Genomic DNA, 15,862 nt, shown 5'->3' with positions numbered 1-15,862 from the left:
AGAGAAGGCTTCTATATTATCTTATGCTTGAATCTACATCCTCTAAGAACAATTATGTCCTTTCTAGCATAAATAAAGCAAATGGGTAATTCACCCTCTTATCGTGATTTTAATGAGAAGTTAATCATAACTTTACATTCCTGTTTTACTATTTAATAGAGTAATAAATAGGAGGAGAGTCTATGAAAAAAATGAGAAAGAATGTATTGACGAGCTGTTTTTCACTGGCAATGGCTGCTGCTTTGGTCGCAACACCTTTAACCGCAGGTGCTGAGGGAAAGCTTAAGGAGGGAGATCAGTTTGAACTCACTATCCTCCAGACAAATGACCTTCATGGACATTTGGATGACATCCTCACACTGGATGATGGAACCGTTCATCACAATTCGATTGCGAAATATGCTACCATCATAGAAAATGTTCGCAATGTCGAGGAGAATGTACTACTCGTCGATGGCGGGGATGTCTTCCTGCGCGGCGAGTTTCAGGCTGGTCAAGGTGAGTTGGAGACGTCTCTTTTAAAAGCCATGGACTATGATGCGATGGTTCTCGGAAACAACGACTTCCGCGTTTACCCTGCCGGAGAGGGAACACCGGACAGTCTTTATGATCAGTTAAAGAATTACCATCGTAACGTGAACTTCCCAATCGTTACTGGTAATGTCATTGACAGGGAAACAGGAAAGTACATACAGAATGTTAAGCCATGGAAGGGTTTTACTTTTAATGGTATTCAAGTCGGTTTGATCGGTCTTACTTCAATGAAACCGGAAATTCGCGGTTGGAATGATGTTGCAGACCTCGATTTTATTGAACCGGTTGAAGCGTTAGAAGCATTGCTGCCAGAAGTAAGTGCAAAGTCGGACATTAACATTGTCCTTTCTCATGCCGGAAACCCGGAAGATCACAACTTGGCTAAGGTTCCTGGAGTTTCAGCGGTACTGGGCGCAGATACACACAAGGTCATCAAAACGCCTGAATACGAGTTCAACGGAGAGGTGATGGTGCCGATCACTCAAGCTGGCGGAGAACAAGAGAATTATCTGGGCCGCCTGGATTTGACTTTTGAAGTCGTTGACGGTCAAATGAAATTAGTAGAATCTGATGGATTCCTCTACGATGTTACCAACGTTTCTGAAGATCCGAAGATACAAGCGATTATAAATGATTATCGTGCAGAGATGAATGCACAATAATACAAATGAAACTCATAGTGCTAAAGCTAATGGCAAAGAGAGATTCATTGCCTTGAGTTTAGTTATGAAGTAGGCATGGGGCATGTCCAGTTAGTCGGTGACAACGAACTGACTGGCGCCCTTTTTATTTATTGTGAGTCAATTAATCTAAGCATGCAGCCAATCATAGTTCAGGACTTCTCCACCTGGCAGCGCAATCTGAAAGGGAATGCTGTCAGATTTTTCTTCAGCAAGCTTCTCTAAATAGTATTCTTTCAACTTATTGGTTAAAATCCCATAAAAGAAGGCAATTGGCTTTGCTACTTGTTTGGTAGATTTTAGTTTGCGGATCAGTTGCTTAAAGGATTGAATCGCAATAGCAAGAACAGCCTCTGTATCCTGGACACATTCAAAACGAAAGGAAGCGATTTGAACCATATGCCAATATTCCTCAATTGTTTTTGCGTCTGAAAAGAAGTACTTTACCAGTTGAACGAAAGTTTGTGGAACTTTATCACTAACAAAAGTATGATCAAGTTCAATCGGCGCTTCGTTACGTTTTTTATTCTTTTGGTTTTCAGTTTTTAAAAGATTATTAATTTCTTTAAGGTGGTTCAATTTTTCCATTTTGGGTGGTTCACTTTTAGGAAAACGATTAAAATAGTATAGGTTGCTAGACTGGGAGCCATTTTTTCGTTCTGTTTCATGGATGGTAAGGATGCCTAATTCTTTCGCTTTCATGGTCATCCGCTTAAATGTTGAGCGGGAGATTCCGTTTCCTTGATATTCTTCATTAATAGCTTTTAATATTGTGCCGATCTTCGCATTCGAAACCCCAGGAATTTTTGCAGAAAAACGAACCAGCCGTTTGAACGCGACTAATTCCCCTTTAGAGAAATCCCCCTTCTTTACCGCCAACCACATCTCGATATGTGTATTGAACTCCTTAAGACTCGTAAACTGCGAATATTGTTCAAACCCTTCAACTTTGCCAGATTTTAAATTCATAAAAATGCACCACCCTTTCTACCCTCTATATAGGAATCCAGAAGGTAAAAGGACATGGTGGTTTTTAGGAAGTTGTTACAAATTTGTGTACGTATGAGAATTATATTCGGTAAGCTCTATTTAAAAAGTAACCCAGTATTTTTTGTTGTTTAATTGACGCTCCCCGGTAGCTCTATTTGACTAACTACTTCACCAAATGTTCCCTATTAAGCGAATTATCATTCTTGGTATAAACATTAAGATGTTCCAAACCACTTCAAATATAAATTCAAATAGGGTATCTTTAAAAAAGCCGTCTCTATTTCTTTTTTTATTTTTCATCTTCTAACTCCCAATTAATGAATCGTTGTTTAACTATTCTGACGCGGAATAACAATTTCAATCCTTTAAATAAATTTTTTATTTCCTTCTTCCGCTAACTGCCCCGTTAAACATCAAGGCAATAATTCCTCTAATGTATTGAATTAATAGCTTGTTGGAGCTTATTTAATCTTCATTAAAGTCATCAGCTTCATCAGAAATCAGAATAATAAACTCCTCCAAACTAGATGCATATTCATCCAATTCTGTCGTTTCGTGATTCCACAGATAAATGGTATCGCCCATTTTCCCGTTTGTTTTTTTAAAGCACAGTTTCTCTCCCGAACCATTATCACCAATTGTAATAAGGTCTTCAGACATTCTTTCATCTTTTACTTCCTTATTTTGTCTAACAACATCATCCCAAGTCTTTTTAATATTTTTTTTGGTTTTAATAGGAAAGAGAATCCATTCACCGATTTCGGGATTATTTACTAACTTAAAAAGTTCTCTGTAGTGTTCAGGAAAAATCGCTCCTAACTTTTCCTCTGTCAACTTTATATCCGATTCATCAACACCAGGTTTCTTTGTTTCGATTAAATATCTAACATTCTGCATTAGATAAAACTCCTTCACCATAACTCATTTGTTTCTTATTAATTCATAAAAAAATTTTCTTCAACTTACATGACCGTAAGCAAAAAAAGAAAAAGGTTGCCGCAGCAACCAGAATTTTAAAAAGAAAACCCTATTTGTTCAAATAGGTTTACCATTCTCTCCATTCTTCAGTTATGTCTTCTTCAGATTCAAAGCCAGCAATCCGTGCTGCTTCAGTAATAAACTCATATAGTTCTTCTCTCTCTATTGTTTCAATAAAGTAATCATAATTATCATTTAGTTCATTTAAACTGATAACTACCTTTTTAACACATTCTAATACTTTTTCCTCATTCGGATCCTTAAGCTCTTTTAGGCTATTGATGTATGATTCGAGAACCTCGTTAGTTGCATTTATATTTTCTTCAGTAAATCGGTCATCATCTTTAGCCATTCTTAGTTTCCATTCTATTGTAGGTTTGTTTTTAGTTAACTCTTCAAAAGTCATAATATCCTCCAAATTATTTACCTCTTATTTGGGAGTTTCCTCACCCTCGGCTTTTTCCTTGTATTCATTACAAGCCCCTAAAACAATAACTGATGATAAAATCGAAAAGAGTAAAAGCTTTTTCATAGTTGAAAACCCCTATTATGTCTTGTACAAAACAATTATAAGGGTTTTTTTGGAAAAAAGTACAAACTATTTTATTAAATTTTACTACAATTCTTCTTCACCTAAACTGCACCATATATGCAATAAGCACTGGTGGAAATTTATGTATAAATATAAGAAATTGTTTTGAGTACTGGTAGTTTATTAGGGCTACTGAACACTACCAAAACTGTGTACTATATACGAAAGTCGATTTGATAGAATTATTGGCCAACCTTTTGTATCACTTTAATTTTTCTTTAATTACCATCGTCGGAAAATAATCACCTTTATCATTTGTTTCCTTTTCATTACGATGCATGCTGATAGTCCCGACAGCAGGATATGTAATCGTTAAGATATTCCAACCTTCATGTTTTAATAATTCATCTGATAATTGGCTGTATCTATTAACAGCAATATCCTTAGCAGGGAACATTTTTTTTGGAGCTAGGTTAACCGTCGCTTTAATTTCACCATTTACAAAAGAAAAATTAGATAATTGATCACCTTTACCGGCACCATAAAAGTCGATTATTTCTTTCACCTGGGCTTTTGTTAGCGGCTGCGGTATTTCTCGAGGTTGAGTTTCTTGAGATTGTTCATTTAACTTTTCTTCAGAATCTTTTGTTGTCTGTCCGTCATTCACCTTTATTGGAGTATCTTTCACTTCTTTCGTTAATGGTACATTTGCTGACTGGCGGTTATTATTTGGTTCTTCTGCATTACAGGCAGTTAAAAGTACTAAAGCAGCCAACAAACTATAAAGTATTTTTTTCATTCTGCACCCCTGCCAATTGTTTCAAAGCGAAAAATTGTTTTTTGCCTATATTATTCGATTTGGAAGGGGTTTGTATTCCAAGCCCAAAAAAGAAAAACCCTTAGCGATGGCTAAGGGGGATACTCATTGATTCACAGCTATAAACCGTTTTCGATTCTTTACTTGATATAATATAGCCACCATCCATAATACGATAATGAGACCGTAAGTTAGCGATGCCAGGGAAACTGGTAATGCGACGGTTTTAATAATCGTCATTGAATTGGTTAGGATAATGAATCCTCCCACTAACACCCCTAACATATAAGAAGGAACGATTCTTACCAGCCAAGCAGCTATAGGTGCCGCAATTACTCCGCCAATCATAAATGCTATAACCAGTTGCCATTGAAACTGATCAAGTCCTAGAAACAGTATGAATCCTAATGTTGCTGAGACCGCAATGGCAAATTCGCTTGTATCTACCGTTCCAATCACTTTTCTAGGGGAAATCCCTCTTCTTGCAATCAATACGGGAGCGGTGATTGGACCCCATCCGCCGCCTCCAACGGCATCAAAGAAGCCGCCAACAATACCAAGGGGAGTTAGGAGCTTTTTTGAAATCGGTGATCCTTGATTCTTAGATGATGCATGGTTGAAAAATAGGAATCGAATTAGAATGTAGACTCCTAAAAATATTAAAAAGACCGAGATAAACGGTTTAATTATTCCACCAGGTATACTACTTAAAAATGCTGCCCCTATAAACGCACTGATCGCACCAGGGATTGTTAATTTTAATAAAATTCCCTTATCTACATTTTTAAACCATATATGTGATGCACCAGACGCAGCTGTTGTCACAATTTCAGCCATATGAATCGAAGCTGAGGCAGCCGCGGGGGCTAACCCAAACATTAGTAGTAATGAGGAGGATGTTGCACCAAATCCCATTCCTAAAGAACCATCAACTAACTGAGCCAAAAACCCAATCACTGAAAAAATAATTAACTTTTTCACATTACATCCTCCTTAAAACCAAGTAATCTTATATGGATTATATGGTATTGGGGCTATTTTTGTAAATATTTATTTTTTCAGAACGTTATAATTAGTTAAAGTGTACATAAACTCTAAACTCTTGAATTAAGTTATTGAGAAATAATTTGAAGATAGCGTTTGCATAAATATTTGGTGTATTGTATAAATATCCAAGCCGTGTTATATTATTAATAAGTTTAAATTCTTCTGAGTTTAGACCTCCTAATATAGAACTTAGCTTATCACTAAGTTCACCTTTGGCCTTTGATCGTATTGATCAAAGGTTTTTTTTGTTTTTGTTTTGATAAATAGTCCTTTATGGGGTTTTTGAAAGAGAGGCCGGTCACTTATGGGGTTGATGAGAGCCCGAAAGCTGATAAAAGAAGAAAGAGCGGTCACTCGTGGATTAATGAGAGCTTAATGAAAATACCTTTTTTTAAGTTGGCGCGCTGCCAGAAGGATTCGTTCTTAATCGTAGTCTTGAGGACAAATATATCGTTCTACCAGGAGGATTTGTCCTCAACCCGGTATCTTGAAGACAAATCGAATGTTGCAGTTAGAGGGATTAGTCCTCAATCCGGTGTCTTGAGGACAAATCGAATGTTGCAGCTAGAGGGATTAGTCCTCAATCCCACCTTGAAATATCAATCATAATCAGGATTACAAAATTTATAAATGGGACAGAATGAAAGTAGCGTAACTATTCAAAATAATCTATAATTTATCCAGACACCTAGTGGGATACTCGCTTAAATTTTTCGCATTAAGAGAGGCGGTAATAAAATGGAAACATCTAAAAAGATTACAGTAGAAACAACCGTTCAGGCACCTGTAGCAAAGGTATGGGAATACTGGACAGAGCCAGCACATATTACGAAGTGGAACGCTGCTTCAGATGACTGGCACACACCTCGAGCTGAGAATGATTTACGAGCAGGCGGGAAATTCCTTTCCAGAATGGAAGCTAAAGATGGAAGTTTTGGTTTCGATTTTGAAGGGGTCTATGATGAAGTGAAAGTGCATGAGCTTATTGAATATTCCCTTGAAGATGGAAGAAAAGTTACTATTACATTTAAGGGTCAGGGTGACGCAACTGAAGTTGTCGAATCGTTTGATGCGGATACTGAGAATTCCATTGACATGCAGCAACAAGGATGGCAGGCGATTCTAAATAATTTTAAAAAGTATGCAGAGCAAACAGCGGTTTAAATAAGGCGCCGGATTGGGCTGTATCTTTGCTTTGGTATTATTCTTAAAATGAATGAATAGAAAGGGGGGTGCCCCAAAAGTATAACTTTTGGGGCACCCCCCTTTTTTGTGTCTATCTTTGAAATAAGTTGACTGGAATATTTAGAAAAGTATAAAAAGTTTTTGAAAGTAGTTGACCTGCGGATACGATGTTTTGTATTATGTATACATAAAGTTCAATTCAAAATTTTCACAATTATTATAAAAAGGTGGAGACGTTATGAAGGGAGTAAGCTTAAAACCAATTAAGAAAGAGATTACAACACAAGATAAGGTTTATAAGCAAATTAAACAGGCTATTCTTTTTGGTGGTATCTCCTCAGATGACATCTATACAGAGGTACAATTAGCAGAAACATTAAATACCTCCAGAACGCCAGTTAGAGCTGCTCTTCAAGATTTAGTCAAAGAAGGATTACTCGTTGCAATTCCACGGAAAGGAGTAACGGTAAGAAAAATAACACCTGCAGAACAGGATGAAATTTTTTTACTGCGTCGTTCGATTGAAGCTGAAGTGGTGAAAAAACTAACCGAGTTGATCACATCTCCCGAACAGCTAGAGATATTAAGGGGAATCGTGGAACAGCAAGAGGAAGCCTTGCAAAATGACGATGCGATTCGATTCATTGAGTTAGACCATGAATTTCATTTATCACTAACAAGACTAGCGAACTATGGCATTATCGAAGAAGTATTGCAAAATCTTCATAATCTTACTCAGCTTATGGGTCTTAAAGCAATCAGCCAAAAAGGAAGAATGAAAGAAGTAATAGCAGAACATAGTGAAATTATCGATGCCTTGGAATCTAGAAGTGCTAAGGCGGCCGAAGCAGTTATTCTATCTCATTTAAATAATACAAAAGCTACTTTAAATGACTTAGATATTAATTTTTAGGGCCTTCCCTAGAAATAGAATATTTTATTAAATCAAGAAAGGGTGAAAAACATGAAATCGGTAGAATCAACCATGAGTCAAGAAATAGGAGAATTGCTGCAAGGGCAAACCTTGATCTTATGCCACACTTACAGTAAAAGTTTAGGCAAGGTGATTTCAACTGCCCTTTCCTGGGTGTTTGCCATCGACAATAAGACAGTACGCTTTGCTGTAGACTGTAAATCAAAAATTGTTGAAGCCGTCCAAAATCATAGTGAAATTACATTAAGTTTTGTTGGAGGTGAAAGCGTTTACTCGTTGTCGGGTCCTTCGAAAGTCAAAGTGGAGAAGACTCAGGATTTGACCTTAAAGATGGCGATTATTGAAATCGAAGTAGAGGACTTGCGGGATATTACCTTCTATGGCGCAAAAATTACCCAAGAACCGAAATTTATCAAAACCTACAAGGAATCACTGATCAAAAAGCTGGATGACGAAGTCAAAGAAACTGTTTTTAGTCTATAAATCTATTAATAGAGAGGATGACCCTAGTGGTTAGAACAGGTAAAGAATATTTAGAGTCTATCAAGGACAACCGAAATATCTATATTGACGGAAAAAGAGTTGATGATGTCACGACACATCCGGCCTTCAAGGGGATTACCGAAACGATTGCTAATCTTTATGATATTGCTTCAGATAAAAAAAACAATATGATTTATCAAACAGAAGACGGAACTCTTGCCAATAAAATTTACATGATTCCAAAAAGTAAAGAGGAATTAAGAGACCGCCGTCAAGCGATCCAAACATGGGCAGAATCTACTTACGGTTTTGTTGGACGGTCTCCGGATCATGTTGCTTCTTTCTTTGCTGGTTTTGCAAGCGCGCCTGAAATTTTTGAACGAGGACTTCCGCAACTAAAAGATAACGCACGAAATTTTTACAAGTATGCAAGAGATAATGATTTGTATCTATCTTATGTCATTATTCCTCCACAAATTGACCGCAGTAAAGCAGCCCATGAACAAGAGGAAAAATTCCTGGCCACAGGTGTTTTTGAAGAAAGAGAAGATGGCATTGTTATAAGAGGATCACAAATGCTTGGAACAGGCACAGCCGTCTCGAATTATTTGTTTGTCAGCTGTATTACACCGCTTCGACCAGGTGATGAGAATTATGCTGTTTCTTTTGTAGTGCCGGTGAATGCACAGGGATTAAAGCTTTATCCACGTCCAAGCTATGCTACAAACAAGCCTAGTACCTTTGATTACCCGCTCTCTACTCGATTTGACGAGAGTGATGCGTTAGTTGTCTTTGATGATGTATTTATTCCTTGGGAGCATGTGTTCATCTATAAAGATATTGATCTTGTACGGGCACAATTCCACGAAACACCAGCCCATAAATTAGGGAACAGTCAGGCTCAAACCCGGTTTAGCGCAAAGTTGAAATTTGTCATTGGTTTGGCGAAGAAAATTGCGGCTGCAAATGGTATCGATAAAATTCCAGCTGTTATGGAAAAATTGGGTGAATTGGCCTCACTTGCGGCAACTGCAGAAGGAATGCTGCTTGCTTCCGAGTATGAATGTACGATTGATAAAAACGGTAACGCCGTTCCAAACCCGCGTTTCTTATATGGAGCAATGGGATTGCAAAATGAATTGTATCCAAAAGTGATCGCGATTTTTAGAGAGCTTGTCGGCGGCGGGGTTCTACAGGTACCATCTTCGTTTGCAGAGCTTGTGAATCCGGAAACGAAGGAGGATATGCAAAGGTATATTCGTTCCGCTACCGTGAATTATGAGGAAAAGGTTCAATTGTTCAAGCTTGCCTGGGATGTGATTGGCAGTGAATTTGGCGGACGTCATCAGCAGTATGAAATGTTTTATGCTGGTGCCCCATTTGTGGCGAAAGGTTATTCTTATCGCAATTACGGTTATGAAGAAGCGGAAGCTCTAGCTGCCAAGTGCTTAAATGGTTATAGCATTCCAAAAGAATGTGTAATATAGATTTATTGTATTTTCTGCACTTAAGGGAGGAGTATTTGGGTGAAAATTGGTTCGATTCAACTAGAAATTAAAGATGAGGAATCCAAACAAGAACGAATTCAAAGAGTGAAAAACATGTTAGCCGATATGAAAGGTTACGACCTTATCATTTTGCCAGAAATTTGGGCGACGGGATATTTTGCTTTTGATCATTATGTTGAGGAAGCAGAAGAAATAGATGGTCTATTTGTTCAGGAATTTTCGCAAATGGCCAAGGCATTACATGTTCACCTTTTTGCCGGAAGCTTTGTAGAAAAGGCAGGGGAGGACTACTTTAATACCAGTATCTTGATTAATCCAGAAGGAGAGGTCATCGCAAGTTATCGGAAGATTCATCTGTTCCGATATGGTTCAAAGGAAGGACAATTGCTCACCCGCGGATCAGAGATTACGGTGGTTGAAACACCTTTTGGAAAAGTGGGGTTATCCACTTGTTACGACTTGCGGTTCCCTGAGCTTTATCGAAAGCAAGTGGACCTTGGCGCAGAGATTTTGTTAGTCACTTCCGCATGGCCCCATCAGCGACTGGAGCATTGGAAGCTATTTAATGTAACCAGAGCCCTTGAAAATCAATGTTTTCTAATATCCAGTAACTGCGTTGGAAAGAATCAGGGCGTTTTATTGGGTGGGCATAGCCAGGTTGTTGATCCATGGGGTGTCGTTATTGCGCAAGCTGGCGAAAAGGAAACCATTTTAACAACCAAAATCAACTTAGAAGAGATTAAAGTCATTAGAGAGGAATTCCCGCAATTAAAGCATCGCGTTTTATAATACCCGAAAGGAGTGTAAGCACCAATGAATTTTATTGTGAATGGGAAAGAAATCACTTGGGAACCACAAAACTTTCTTATTGCCGGTTACACGGCAAAGGATCAGGCGGCACTTAAAGCGCATATTGAAGAGTTAGAAAAAATAGGAGTAGCATCTCCTAAGGCTGTACCGATGATCTATCAGCTTTCCCCAGAATTACTTAGTACAGAACGAGTCATCTCTACCGTAAGGAACGATGGCAGCGGTGAGGCTGAGGTGGTTTTATATCATATCGAAGGAGAATGGTATGTGGGGATTGGAAGTGACCATACGGATCGAGTGCTGGAAGCAACATCAGTACAAAAATCCAAACAAGTCTGTGCTAAGCCTATTTCAAAAGAGTTATGGCCTTTAAGCAGTATCGATGATCATTGGGATGAGATTGAATTGAAGAGCTGGTATTCCGTTAATGGGGAAGAGCATTTATATCAATCTGGAAAGCTTGCGGCGTTTTTATCGCCGAAGGAGCTATTAGATATTATTGAAGCCCGCGGGTATACCACTTCTAATACAGCATTGTTTTGTGGCACGCTTCCGATACTGTCCAATGAATTTCTATTTGGAGAGGAATTTCGAGCAGAATTATACGATGCACGAAATGATAGAAAACTAGAATTATCGTATCAAACAAAAATATTAATCGATTCTGAGGTGGTTTAAGATGGGAAAAAGAGAGTTAGAATTCACAGATTATACTAATTTTGAAGTGGAACACTTTCCGGTAAAAGGTCTCTCACAGAGGGTGATTGCACAGATTCCAGGCAGCCCGGTAGCAACACGTATTCTTCAGTTTAAACCTGGAACCGATACTTCTCCAAATGGTGTGCAAATTCATGATTTTTGGGAGGAATTGTATATTATTGAAGGATCAATTATTGACCTGGAATTGAATGAGGAGTTTAAAGCAGGTGCTGTCGCTTGTCGTCCTCCAGGGATGAAACATGGTCCATGGATCTCTCCTACTGGCTGTAAAATATTTGAAGTTCGCTACTATGCCAAAGGCCAATAAGGGAGGAATGGAGCTATATCTCTATCAAGCTAGATATATAAGGGTATAGCTTTTGGTAGAATTTTTTTAACCTTTTGTGTATACACAGTACACAGTACAGTATTCAAAAAAGCAGAGAGCTGCTGGAAACTTAACGAAATGGGGAAGGTGACGCAACTTGGATATTGAATACATGACACACTCACGGGATGCTGTGTTTAAGATGAATGAACCTCATGTCATGGCATTAGGCTTTTTTGATGGTGTTCATCTAGGTCACCAATCCTTACTGAAGCAGGCGAAGTCAATCGCTAAAAAGTTGGGATTGAAGTTCACCGTGATGACCTTTGATCCGCATCCAGATGAGATCATTAAACATGAGACCGATCGGAGATATATTACTCCACTGGATTCGAAGCTGGAGAGAATCTCTGCTTTTGGTGCAGACAAAATTTTTGTCATGAATTTCAATCATCCATTTGCTTCCCTTCCAGCTGATGATTTTATCAAGAAATATATTGTTGAACTAAATGCGAAACATGTTGTCGTAGGCTTCGACTTCTCCTTTGGCTATAAAGCCCGGGGGGATGTCGACTACTTACGTCATTTTAGGAAAGATTTTGAGGTAACTGTTATTTCTAAGAAGACACGGAATGACCAAAAAATTAGTTCCACTCTTATTCGAAAGCTGATTAGTGACGGAGATGTTCATCTAATCCCGCCTTACTTAGGAAACCATTATGAAATTCGAGGCCATTTAACAGGGGTGCATATGAAAGCGCTTCATCCGGATAGCAAATATATCATGCCGAAACCCGGCCTTTATCAAGTGGAGATCCTTTCAGAAAAGAAAACGACCAAGGGACTTCTAAGCTGCAGTGCTGAAACCTGTCAGCTAAGCAGCAGTACATGGGTCCCGTTAAACAGCGGAGAAATTACAGTTAAATTCTTACGCCAACCAGCATTGGTAAGGACCGTATCAGTATAAAAAATTACTTTTTATAGGGGGAAAAATATGAAAGGGAAACAAAAGCAAACGTCAAGCTCCAAAAAAGTTCTGTTCGCAAGTTTAATTGGCAGCACCATTGAGTTTTACGATTTCTTTCTATATGGGACTGTAGCGTCACTTGTTTTTAATCAATTGTTCTTCCCAAATTCTGATCCCTTTGTAAGCTTATTGCTTGCCTATGCCACTTTCGGTGTGACGTTTTTTATTCGTCCTCTAGGCGGTCTCGTGTTTAGCCATATGGGAGACAAGTTCGGAAGAAAAAATACACTAGTCATTTCCCTTCTGTTGATGGGGATTTCAACAGTGCTTATTGGATTATTGCCGACCTATAATTCAGTTGGAATATTGGCACCTATACTACTTGTTCTTCTGCGCCTTATTCAGGGGATTGCTCTTGGCGGTGAATGGGGAGGAGCCGTTTTGTTGGCAGTGGAATCTGCACCGAAACAAAAACGTGGTTTCTATGGAAGCTTCCCAGCAATGGGAATTCCGCTCGGAATGTTACTAGGTACTGCCTCCGTATCGTTAATGAGCAGGCTTCCCGATGGACAATTTCTAACCTGGGGCTGGCGAGTTCCATTTTTACTAAGTGCCCTTTTGGTAGGAATCGGGATTTGGATTCGCCGTGGCATTGAAGAAACATCCGCCTTCCAAGAAGAAAGGGAAAAAGGGAATGTGGTAAAAATCCCGCTGTTAGAGACCCTTCGCTATCATTGGAAAGCTGTTTTAATCTCGCTAGGCGCGAAATGCGTAGAAGTTGGACCTTTCTATATCTTTACAACTTTCTTTATTGCTTATTCTACAGGAACCATTGGATTTTCAAGAACAACCGCATTAAATGTAATTACTGTTGCGACCCTTGTCACCACACTCTGTATTCCATTAATGGGCATGTTATCGGATAAAATTGGCCGGAAACGTGTTTTCCTTATGGGAGCAGCTGGTTTAGCACTATTTGCTTTCCCTTACTTTTATTTACTATCAATCAAGTCTACTTTCTGGGTCTATGCGATTTCTATTATTGCTTTAGGAATTCTCTGGTCTTCCATTGCAAGTATTATAGGAACGATGTTCACTGAGATGTTCAGTACGAATGTCGGCTATACAGGAATTACGCTAGGTTACCAAACAGGATCTGCTTTATTTGGTGGAACTGCTCCGATGATTGCTACTGTTCTGTTAAAGAACTACAATGGTTCATGGACTCCACTTGCTATTTTTATCTGTATACTTTGTATAGCATCGTTTATTTCAGTTTTATTCTTACGTAAAACTCGCGAGGGTTCTCATGTAGAGACTTCCTTGTCTTCAAAAACAGTAGTCGTTAAATAATTCAAGTTGAAATTAATCCAAAGAAGGGGTTTGATTCCGATAAAAAAATATTTATCCCTTTTATTAATCGTTTTACTTTTTAATTCGGCATTTACGGGGATTACGTTGGCGAAGAAAAATTTGAATCCAGTGGCTGATTTGATCTTTAAAAATGGCGACGTTTTTACAGTTGATAAAGATCGGAGTTGGGCGGAAGCGGTTGCCGTTAAGGATGGCAAGATTCTCTACGTTGGTGATAACGGGGGAGTTGCAGCTTTCAAAGGGGCCGGAACCAGAGTGATTGACCTGAAGGGAAAAATGCTTATGCCTGGATTTATCGACAGTCATAACCATGCGTACCTTATGGCGGAAAGTCTTTTTTGGCTGAGCCTTAATCCGTATTCCACTGTGGAAGAACGCCAACTGGCCATCAAGGATTACTTGAAGGAAAATCCCGGTATCAAGCAATTGCGCGGCGTAGGCTGGGACGAAATCAGACGCGATAGTGAAGCTAGAGGACTCGCTCCTAAAGAATTGTTTGACCAAGTTGTTCCTGATATACCTGCTGTTTTTATTACAAACGACCATCACAGTATATTGGTCAACTCAAAGGCTCTTGAGGTTGCGGGGATAGACAAAAACACCCCTGATCCGCAAGGTGGAACGATTGAACGCGATCCTACAACAGGAGAGCCGACAGGAATTTTACACGAATTTTCCGCCCAAAACCTTGTGATTAACGCTCTTCCCCAACCAGACTTTACGGTTGAGCAATATAAAGAGACGATTTTAACTTGGCAGGGAATAGCGGCTGAAGATGGAATTACTTCGACATTCGTGCCCGTTCACTACCCAACCGAAAATCTGCTTAAAGCATTTGAAGATCTAGACAATACAGGAAAATTAACCGTAAGATACGATTTAGGTTTATGGGCTGATGAAAACAAAGGAACAGAGCAGATTGGGAGATTAAAAGAATTACGTGACAACTATCAAGGGAAGTCGTACAAGGTAGATACCATTAAAATATTTTCTGACGGTGTCGGTGAACATAAACTGGTTTGGGATCAAGATGTTTTAGAGAAGACCGTGGCTGCTTTAGATAAAGAAGGTTTCCGTGTTTATATCCATGCGATTGGCGATCAGGGATTTTATCCATCTCATAATGCTTTAGACGCTTTTGAATATGCGGCTGAAGTAAATGGTAAAAGAGATTCCCGTCATGTGATTACCCATATAGACTGGGTCATGGAAGAAGATGTTGCCCGGTTTAAGGACTTGGGAGTCATACCTGCTCCTCAGCCTGCCTGGTTTGGTAAAGACTGGTATAGTGATGTGGGTGGCGAGCATTTGAAGAATCTCAATCGTTTGAATAGCTATTTTGAAGCCGGAATACCGGTTGCTTCATCAAGTGATTTTCCATCAACAGATACGTTTAAACGAGACATGTATCCACTAACAGGAATAGAAGTAGGGATAACAAGGTTGGATCCGGACACTACCGCTGAAACTGATTTAGATAAAGTAGCATGGCCGAAGGAAAAAGCTACTCTCGAAGAGATGATCACAAGCTATACATTCAACGGAGCTAATTTGATTTTCCAAGAAGATGAAAGAGGCTCAATAGAGGTGGGTAAAAAAGCGGATTTGGTCGTTTTCGACAAAAATCTGTTCGAGATTCCAGTCACGACAATTGGTGAAGCGAAGGTCTTGTTGACTATGTTTGAGGGGAAGGAAGTATTTCTTCATCCCACATTTATTAATGCATCCTATATTAAGACACTTGTTGAGCAATTCGAAGTAGATGGAGAATTTGCCAACCTCGGTGCTGTCCGTTCCATACTGGCCCATTTGGATACAGTGGTCCGTTTTGAAAAACAGGAAGCAGCCGATAGGGTTATCAAGCACATGCAAAGCTTTAACCAGTTGCTTGACAATCATAAAAAAGAGGGTGTTATATCTGAGGAAGCGTATAACACCCTAAAAACTCATACCGATTCTTTGATTAAGAAGTGGCAATAAGAATTGCAAGAAAGTC

16 protein-coding genes are annotated in these 15,862 nt (G+C 39.0%); 11 read left to right on the top strand and 5 right to left on the bottom strand.

What is annotated here, in order from left to right:
* The first annotated feature begins 182 nt into the window (after window positions 1-182).
* Complete coding sequence (locus QNH29_RS27930; RefSeq protein WP_283862491.1) at window positions 183-1,196, top strand: bifunctional metallophosphatase/5'-nucleotidase; 1,014 nt, start codon at window positions 183-185, stop codon at window positions 1,194-1,196.
* Window positions 1,197-1,343: 147 nt separating this feature from the next.
* Here the strand turns inward: QNH29_RS27930 and QNH29_RS27925 are convergent, their stop codons facing one another.
* The 5 genes from QNH29_RS27925 to QNH29_RS27905 form a co-directional block, all read right to left on the bottom strand.
* Window positions 1,344-2,183 (bottom strand): hypothetical protein, encoded by an 840-nt coding sequence (locus QNH29_RS27925; protein WP_283862490.1) that lies wholly within the window; start codon window positions 2,181-2,183, stop codon window positions 1,344-1,346.
* Window positions 2,184-2,669: 486 nt separating this feature from the next.
* Window positions 2,670-3,101, bottom strand: a complete 432-nt coding sequence (locus QNH29_RS27920; RefSeq protein ID WP_283862489.1) for an SMI1/KNR4 family protein — start codon at window positions 3,099-3,101, stop codon at window positions 2,670-2,672.
* Between the two features lie 148 nt (window positions 3,102-3,249).
* Complete coding sequence (locus QNH29_RS27915; protein ID WP_283862488.1) at window positions 3,250-3,588, bottom strand: hypothetical protein; 339 nt, start codon at window positions 3,586-3,588, stop codon at window positions 3,250-3,252.
* Window positions 3,589-3,976: 388 nt separating this feature from the next.
* Window positions 3,977-4,513 (bottom strand): hypothetical protein, encoded by a 537-nt coding sequence (locus tag QNH29_RS27910; protein WP_283862487.1) that lies wholly within the window; start codon window positions 4,511-4,513, stop codon window positions 3,977-3,979.
* Between the two features lie 123 nt (window positions 4,514-4,636).
* Complete coding sequence (locus QNH29_RS27905; RefSeq protein ID WP_283862486.1) at window positions 4,637-5,512, bottom strand: sulfite exporter TauE/SafE family protein; 876 nt, start codon at window positions 5,510-5,512, stop codon at window positions 4,637-4,639.
* Between the two features lie 804 nt (window positions 5,513-6,316).
* On the opposite strand from QNH29_RS27905, the gene QNH29_RS27900 reads away from it, so the two are divergent.
* The 10 genes from QNH29_RS27900 to QNH29_RS27855 all read left to right on the top strand — a co-directional run bounded on the left by QNH29_RS27900 (window position 6,317) and on the right by QNH29_RS27855 (window position 15,846).
* On the top strand, window positions 6,317-6,742 hold the full coding sequence (locus QNH29_RS27900) for an SRPBCC family protein (RefSeq protein WP_283862485.1): 426 nt from the start codon (window positions 6,317-6,319) through the stop codon (window positions 6,740-6,742).
* A 259-nt stretch (window positions 6,743-7,001) separates the two neighbouring features.
* The gene (locus QNH29_RS27895) at window positions 7,002-7,676 is read left to right on the top strand and encodes a GntR family transcriptional regulator (RefSeq protein WP_283862484.1); all 675 of its coding nucleotides are present in this window, start codon (window positions 7,002-7,004) and stop codon (window positions 7,674-7,676) included.
* A gap of 51 nt (window positions 7,677-7,727) precedes the next feature.
* Entirely contained in the window at window positions 7,728-8,180 is a 453-nt protein-coding gene (locus QNH29_RS27890) for a PNPOx family protein (protein WP_283862483.1), read from the top strand.
* 26 nt (window positions 8,181-8,206) lie between these two features.
* Window positions 8,207-9,667 carry a 4-hydroxyphenylacetate 3-hydroxylase family protein gene (locus QNH29_RS27885; protein WP_283862482.1) on the top strand — a complete coding sequence of 487 codons (1,461 nt, stop codon included), beginning with the start codon at window positions 8,207-8,209 and terminating at the stop codon, window positions 9,665-9,667.
* A 39-nt stretch (window positions 9,668-9,706) separates the two neighbouring features.
* The gene (locus tag QNH29_RS27880) at window positions 9,707-10,477 is read left to right on the top strand and encodes a carbon-nitrogen family hydrolase (protein WP_283862481.1); all 771 of its coding nucleotides are present in this window, start codon (window positions 9,707-9,709) and stop codon (window positions 10,475-10,477) included.
* 24 nt (window positions 10,478-10,501) lie between these two features.
* Complete coding sequence (locus tag QNH29_RS27875) at window positions 10,502-11,176, top strand: DUF2848 family protein (RefSeq protein WP_283862480.1); 675 nt, start codon at window positions 10,502-10,504, stop codon at window positions 11,174-11,176.
* 1 nt (window position 11,177) lies between these two features.
* Window positions 11,178-11,525, top strand: a complete 348-nt coding sequence (locus QNH29_RS27870) for a cupin domain-containing protein (protein ID WP_283862479.1) — start codon at window positions 11,178-11,180, stop codon at window positions 11,523-11,525.
* 157 nt (window positions 11,526-11,682) lie between these two features.
* Window positions 11,683-12,492, top strand: a complete 810-nt coding sequence (locus QNH29_RS27865) for an FAD synthetase family protein (RefSeq protein ID WP_283862478.1) — start codon at window positions 11,683-11,685, stop codon at window positions 12,490-12,492.
* 27 nt (window positions 12,493-12,519) lie between these two features.
* Window positions 12,520-13,845, top strand: coding sequence for an MFS transporter (locus QNH29_RS27860; RefSeq protein WP_283862477.1), 1,326 nt, complete (start codon window positions 12,520-12,522; stop codon window positions 13,843-13,845).
* A gap of 6 nt (window positions 13,846-13,851) precedes the next feature.
* The gene (locus tag QNH29_RS27855) at window positions 13,852-15,846 is read left to right on the top strand and encodes an amidohydrolase family protein (protein WP_283862476.1); all 1,995 of its coding nucleotides are present in this window, start codon (window positions 13,852-13,854) and stop codon (window positions 15,844-15,846) included.
* Window positions 15,847-15,862: the final 16 nt, after the last annotated feature.

The organism is Neobacillus sp. DY30 (genome assembly GCF_030123065.1).
Taxonomy (GTDB): Bacteria; Bacillota; Bacilli; order Bacillales; family Cytobacillaceae; genus Neobacillus.
This window is presented reverse-complemented; position numbering and strand designations above follow the sequence as displayed.

What these genes read in the sequence shown, in the direction of transcription:
- QNH29_RS27920 (WP_283862489.1), bottom strand. Translation starts at nt 3,101, where the DNA reads ATGCAGAATGTTAGATATTTAATCGAAACAAAGAAACCTGGTGTTGAT.
- QNH29_RS27915 (WP_283862488.1), bottom strand. Translation starts at nt 3,588, where the DNA reads ATGACTTTTGAAGAGTTAACTAAAAACAAACCTACAATAGAATGGAAA.
- QNH29_RS27900 (WP_283862485.1), top strand. Translation starts at nt 6,317, where the DNA reads ATGGAAACATCTAAAAAGATTACAGTAGAAACAACCGTTCAGGCACCT.
- QNH29_RS27910 (WP_283862487.1), bottom strand. Translation starts at nt 4,513, where the DNA reads ATGAAAAAAATACTTTATAGTTTGTTGGCTGCTTTAGTACTTTTAACT.
- QNH29_RS27925 (WP_283862490.1), bottom strand. Translation starts at nt 2,183, where the DNA reads ATGAATTTAAAATCTGGCAAAGTTGAAGGGTTTGAACAATATTCGCAG.
- QNH29_RS27860 (WP_283862477.1), top strand. Translation starts at nt 12,520, where the DNA reads ATGAAAGGGAAACAAAAGCAAACGTCAAGCTCCAAAAAAGTTCTGTTC.
- QNH29_RS27930 (WP_283862491.1), top strand. Translation starts at nt 183, where the DNA reads ATGAAAAAAATGAGAAAGAATGTATTGACGAGCTGTTTTTCACTGGCA.
- QNH29_RS27870 (WP_283862479.1), top strand. Translation starts at nt 11,178, where the DNA reads ATGGGAAAAAGAGAGTTAGAATTCACAGATTATACTAATTTTGAAGTG.
- QNH29_RS27875 (WP_283862480.1), top strand. Translation starts at nt 10,502, where the DNA reads ATGAATTTTATTGTGAATGGGAAAGAAATCACTTGGGAACCACAAAAC.
- QNH29_RS27895 (WP_283862484.1), top strand. Translation starts at nt 7,002, where the DNA reads ATGAAGGGAGTAAGCTTAAAACCAATTAAGAAAGAGATTACAACACAA.
- QNH29_RS27890 (WP_283862483.1), top strand. Translation starts at nt 7,728, where the DNA reads ATGAAATCGGTAGAATCAACCATGAGTCAAGAAATAGGAGAATTGCTG.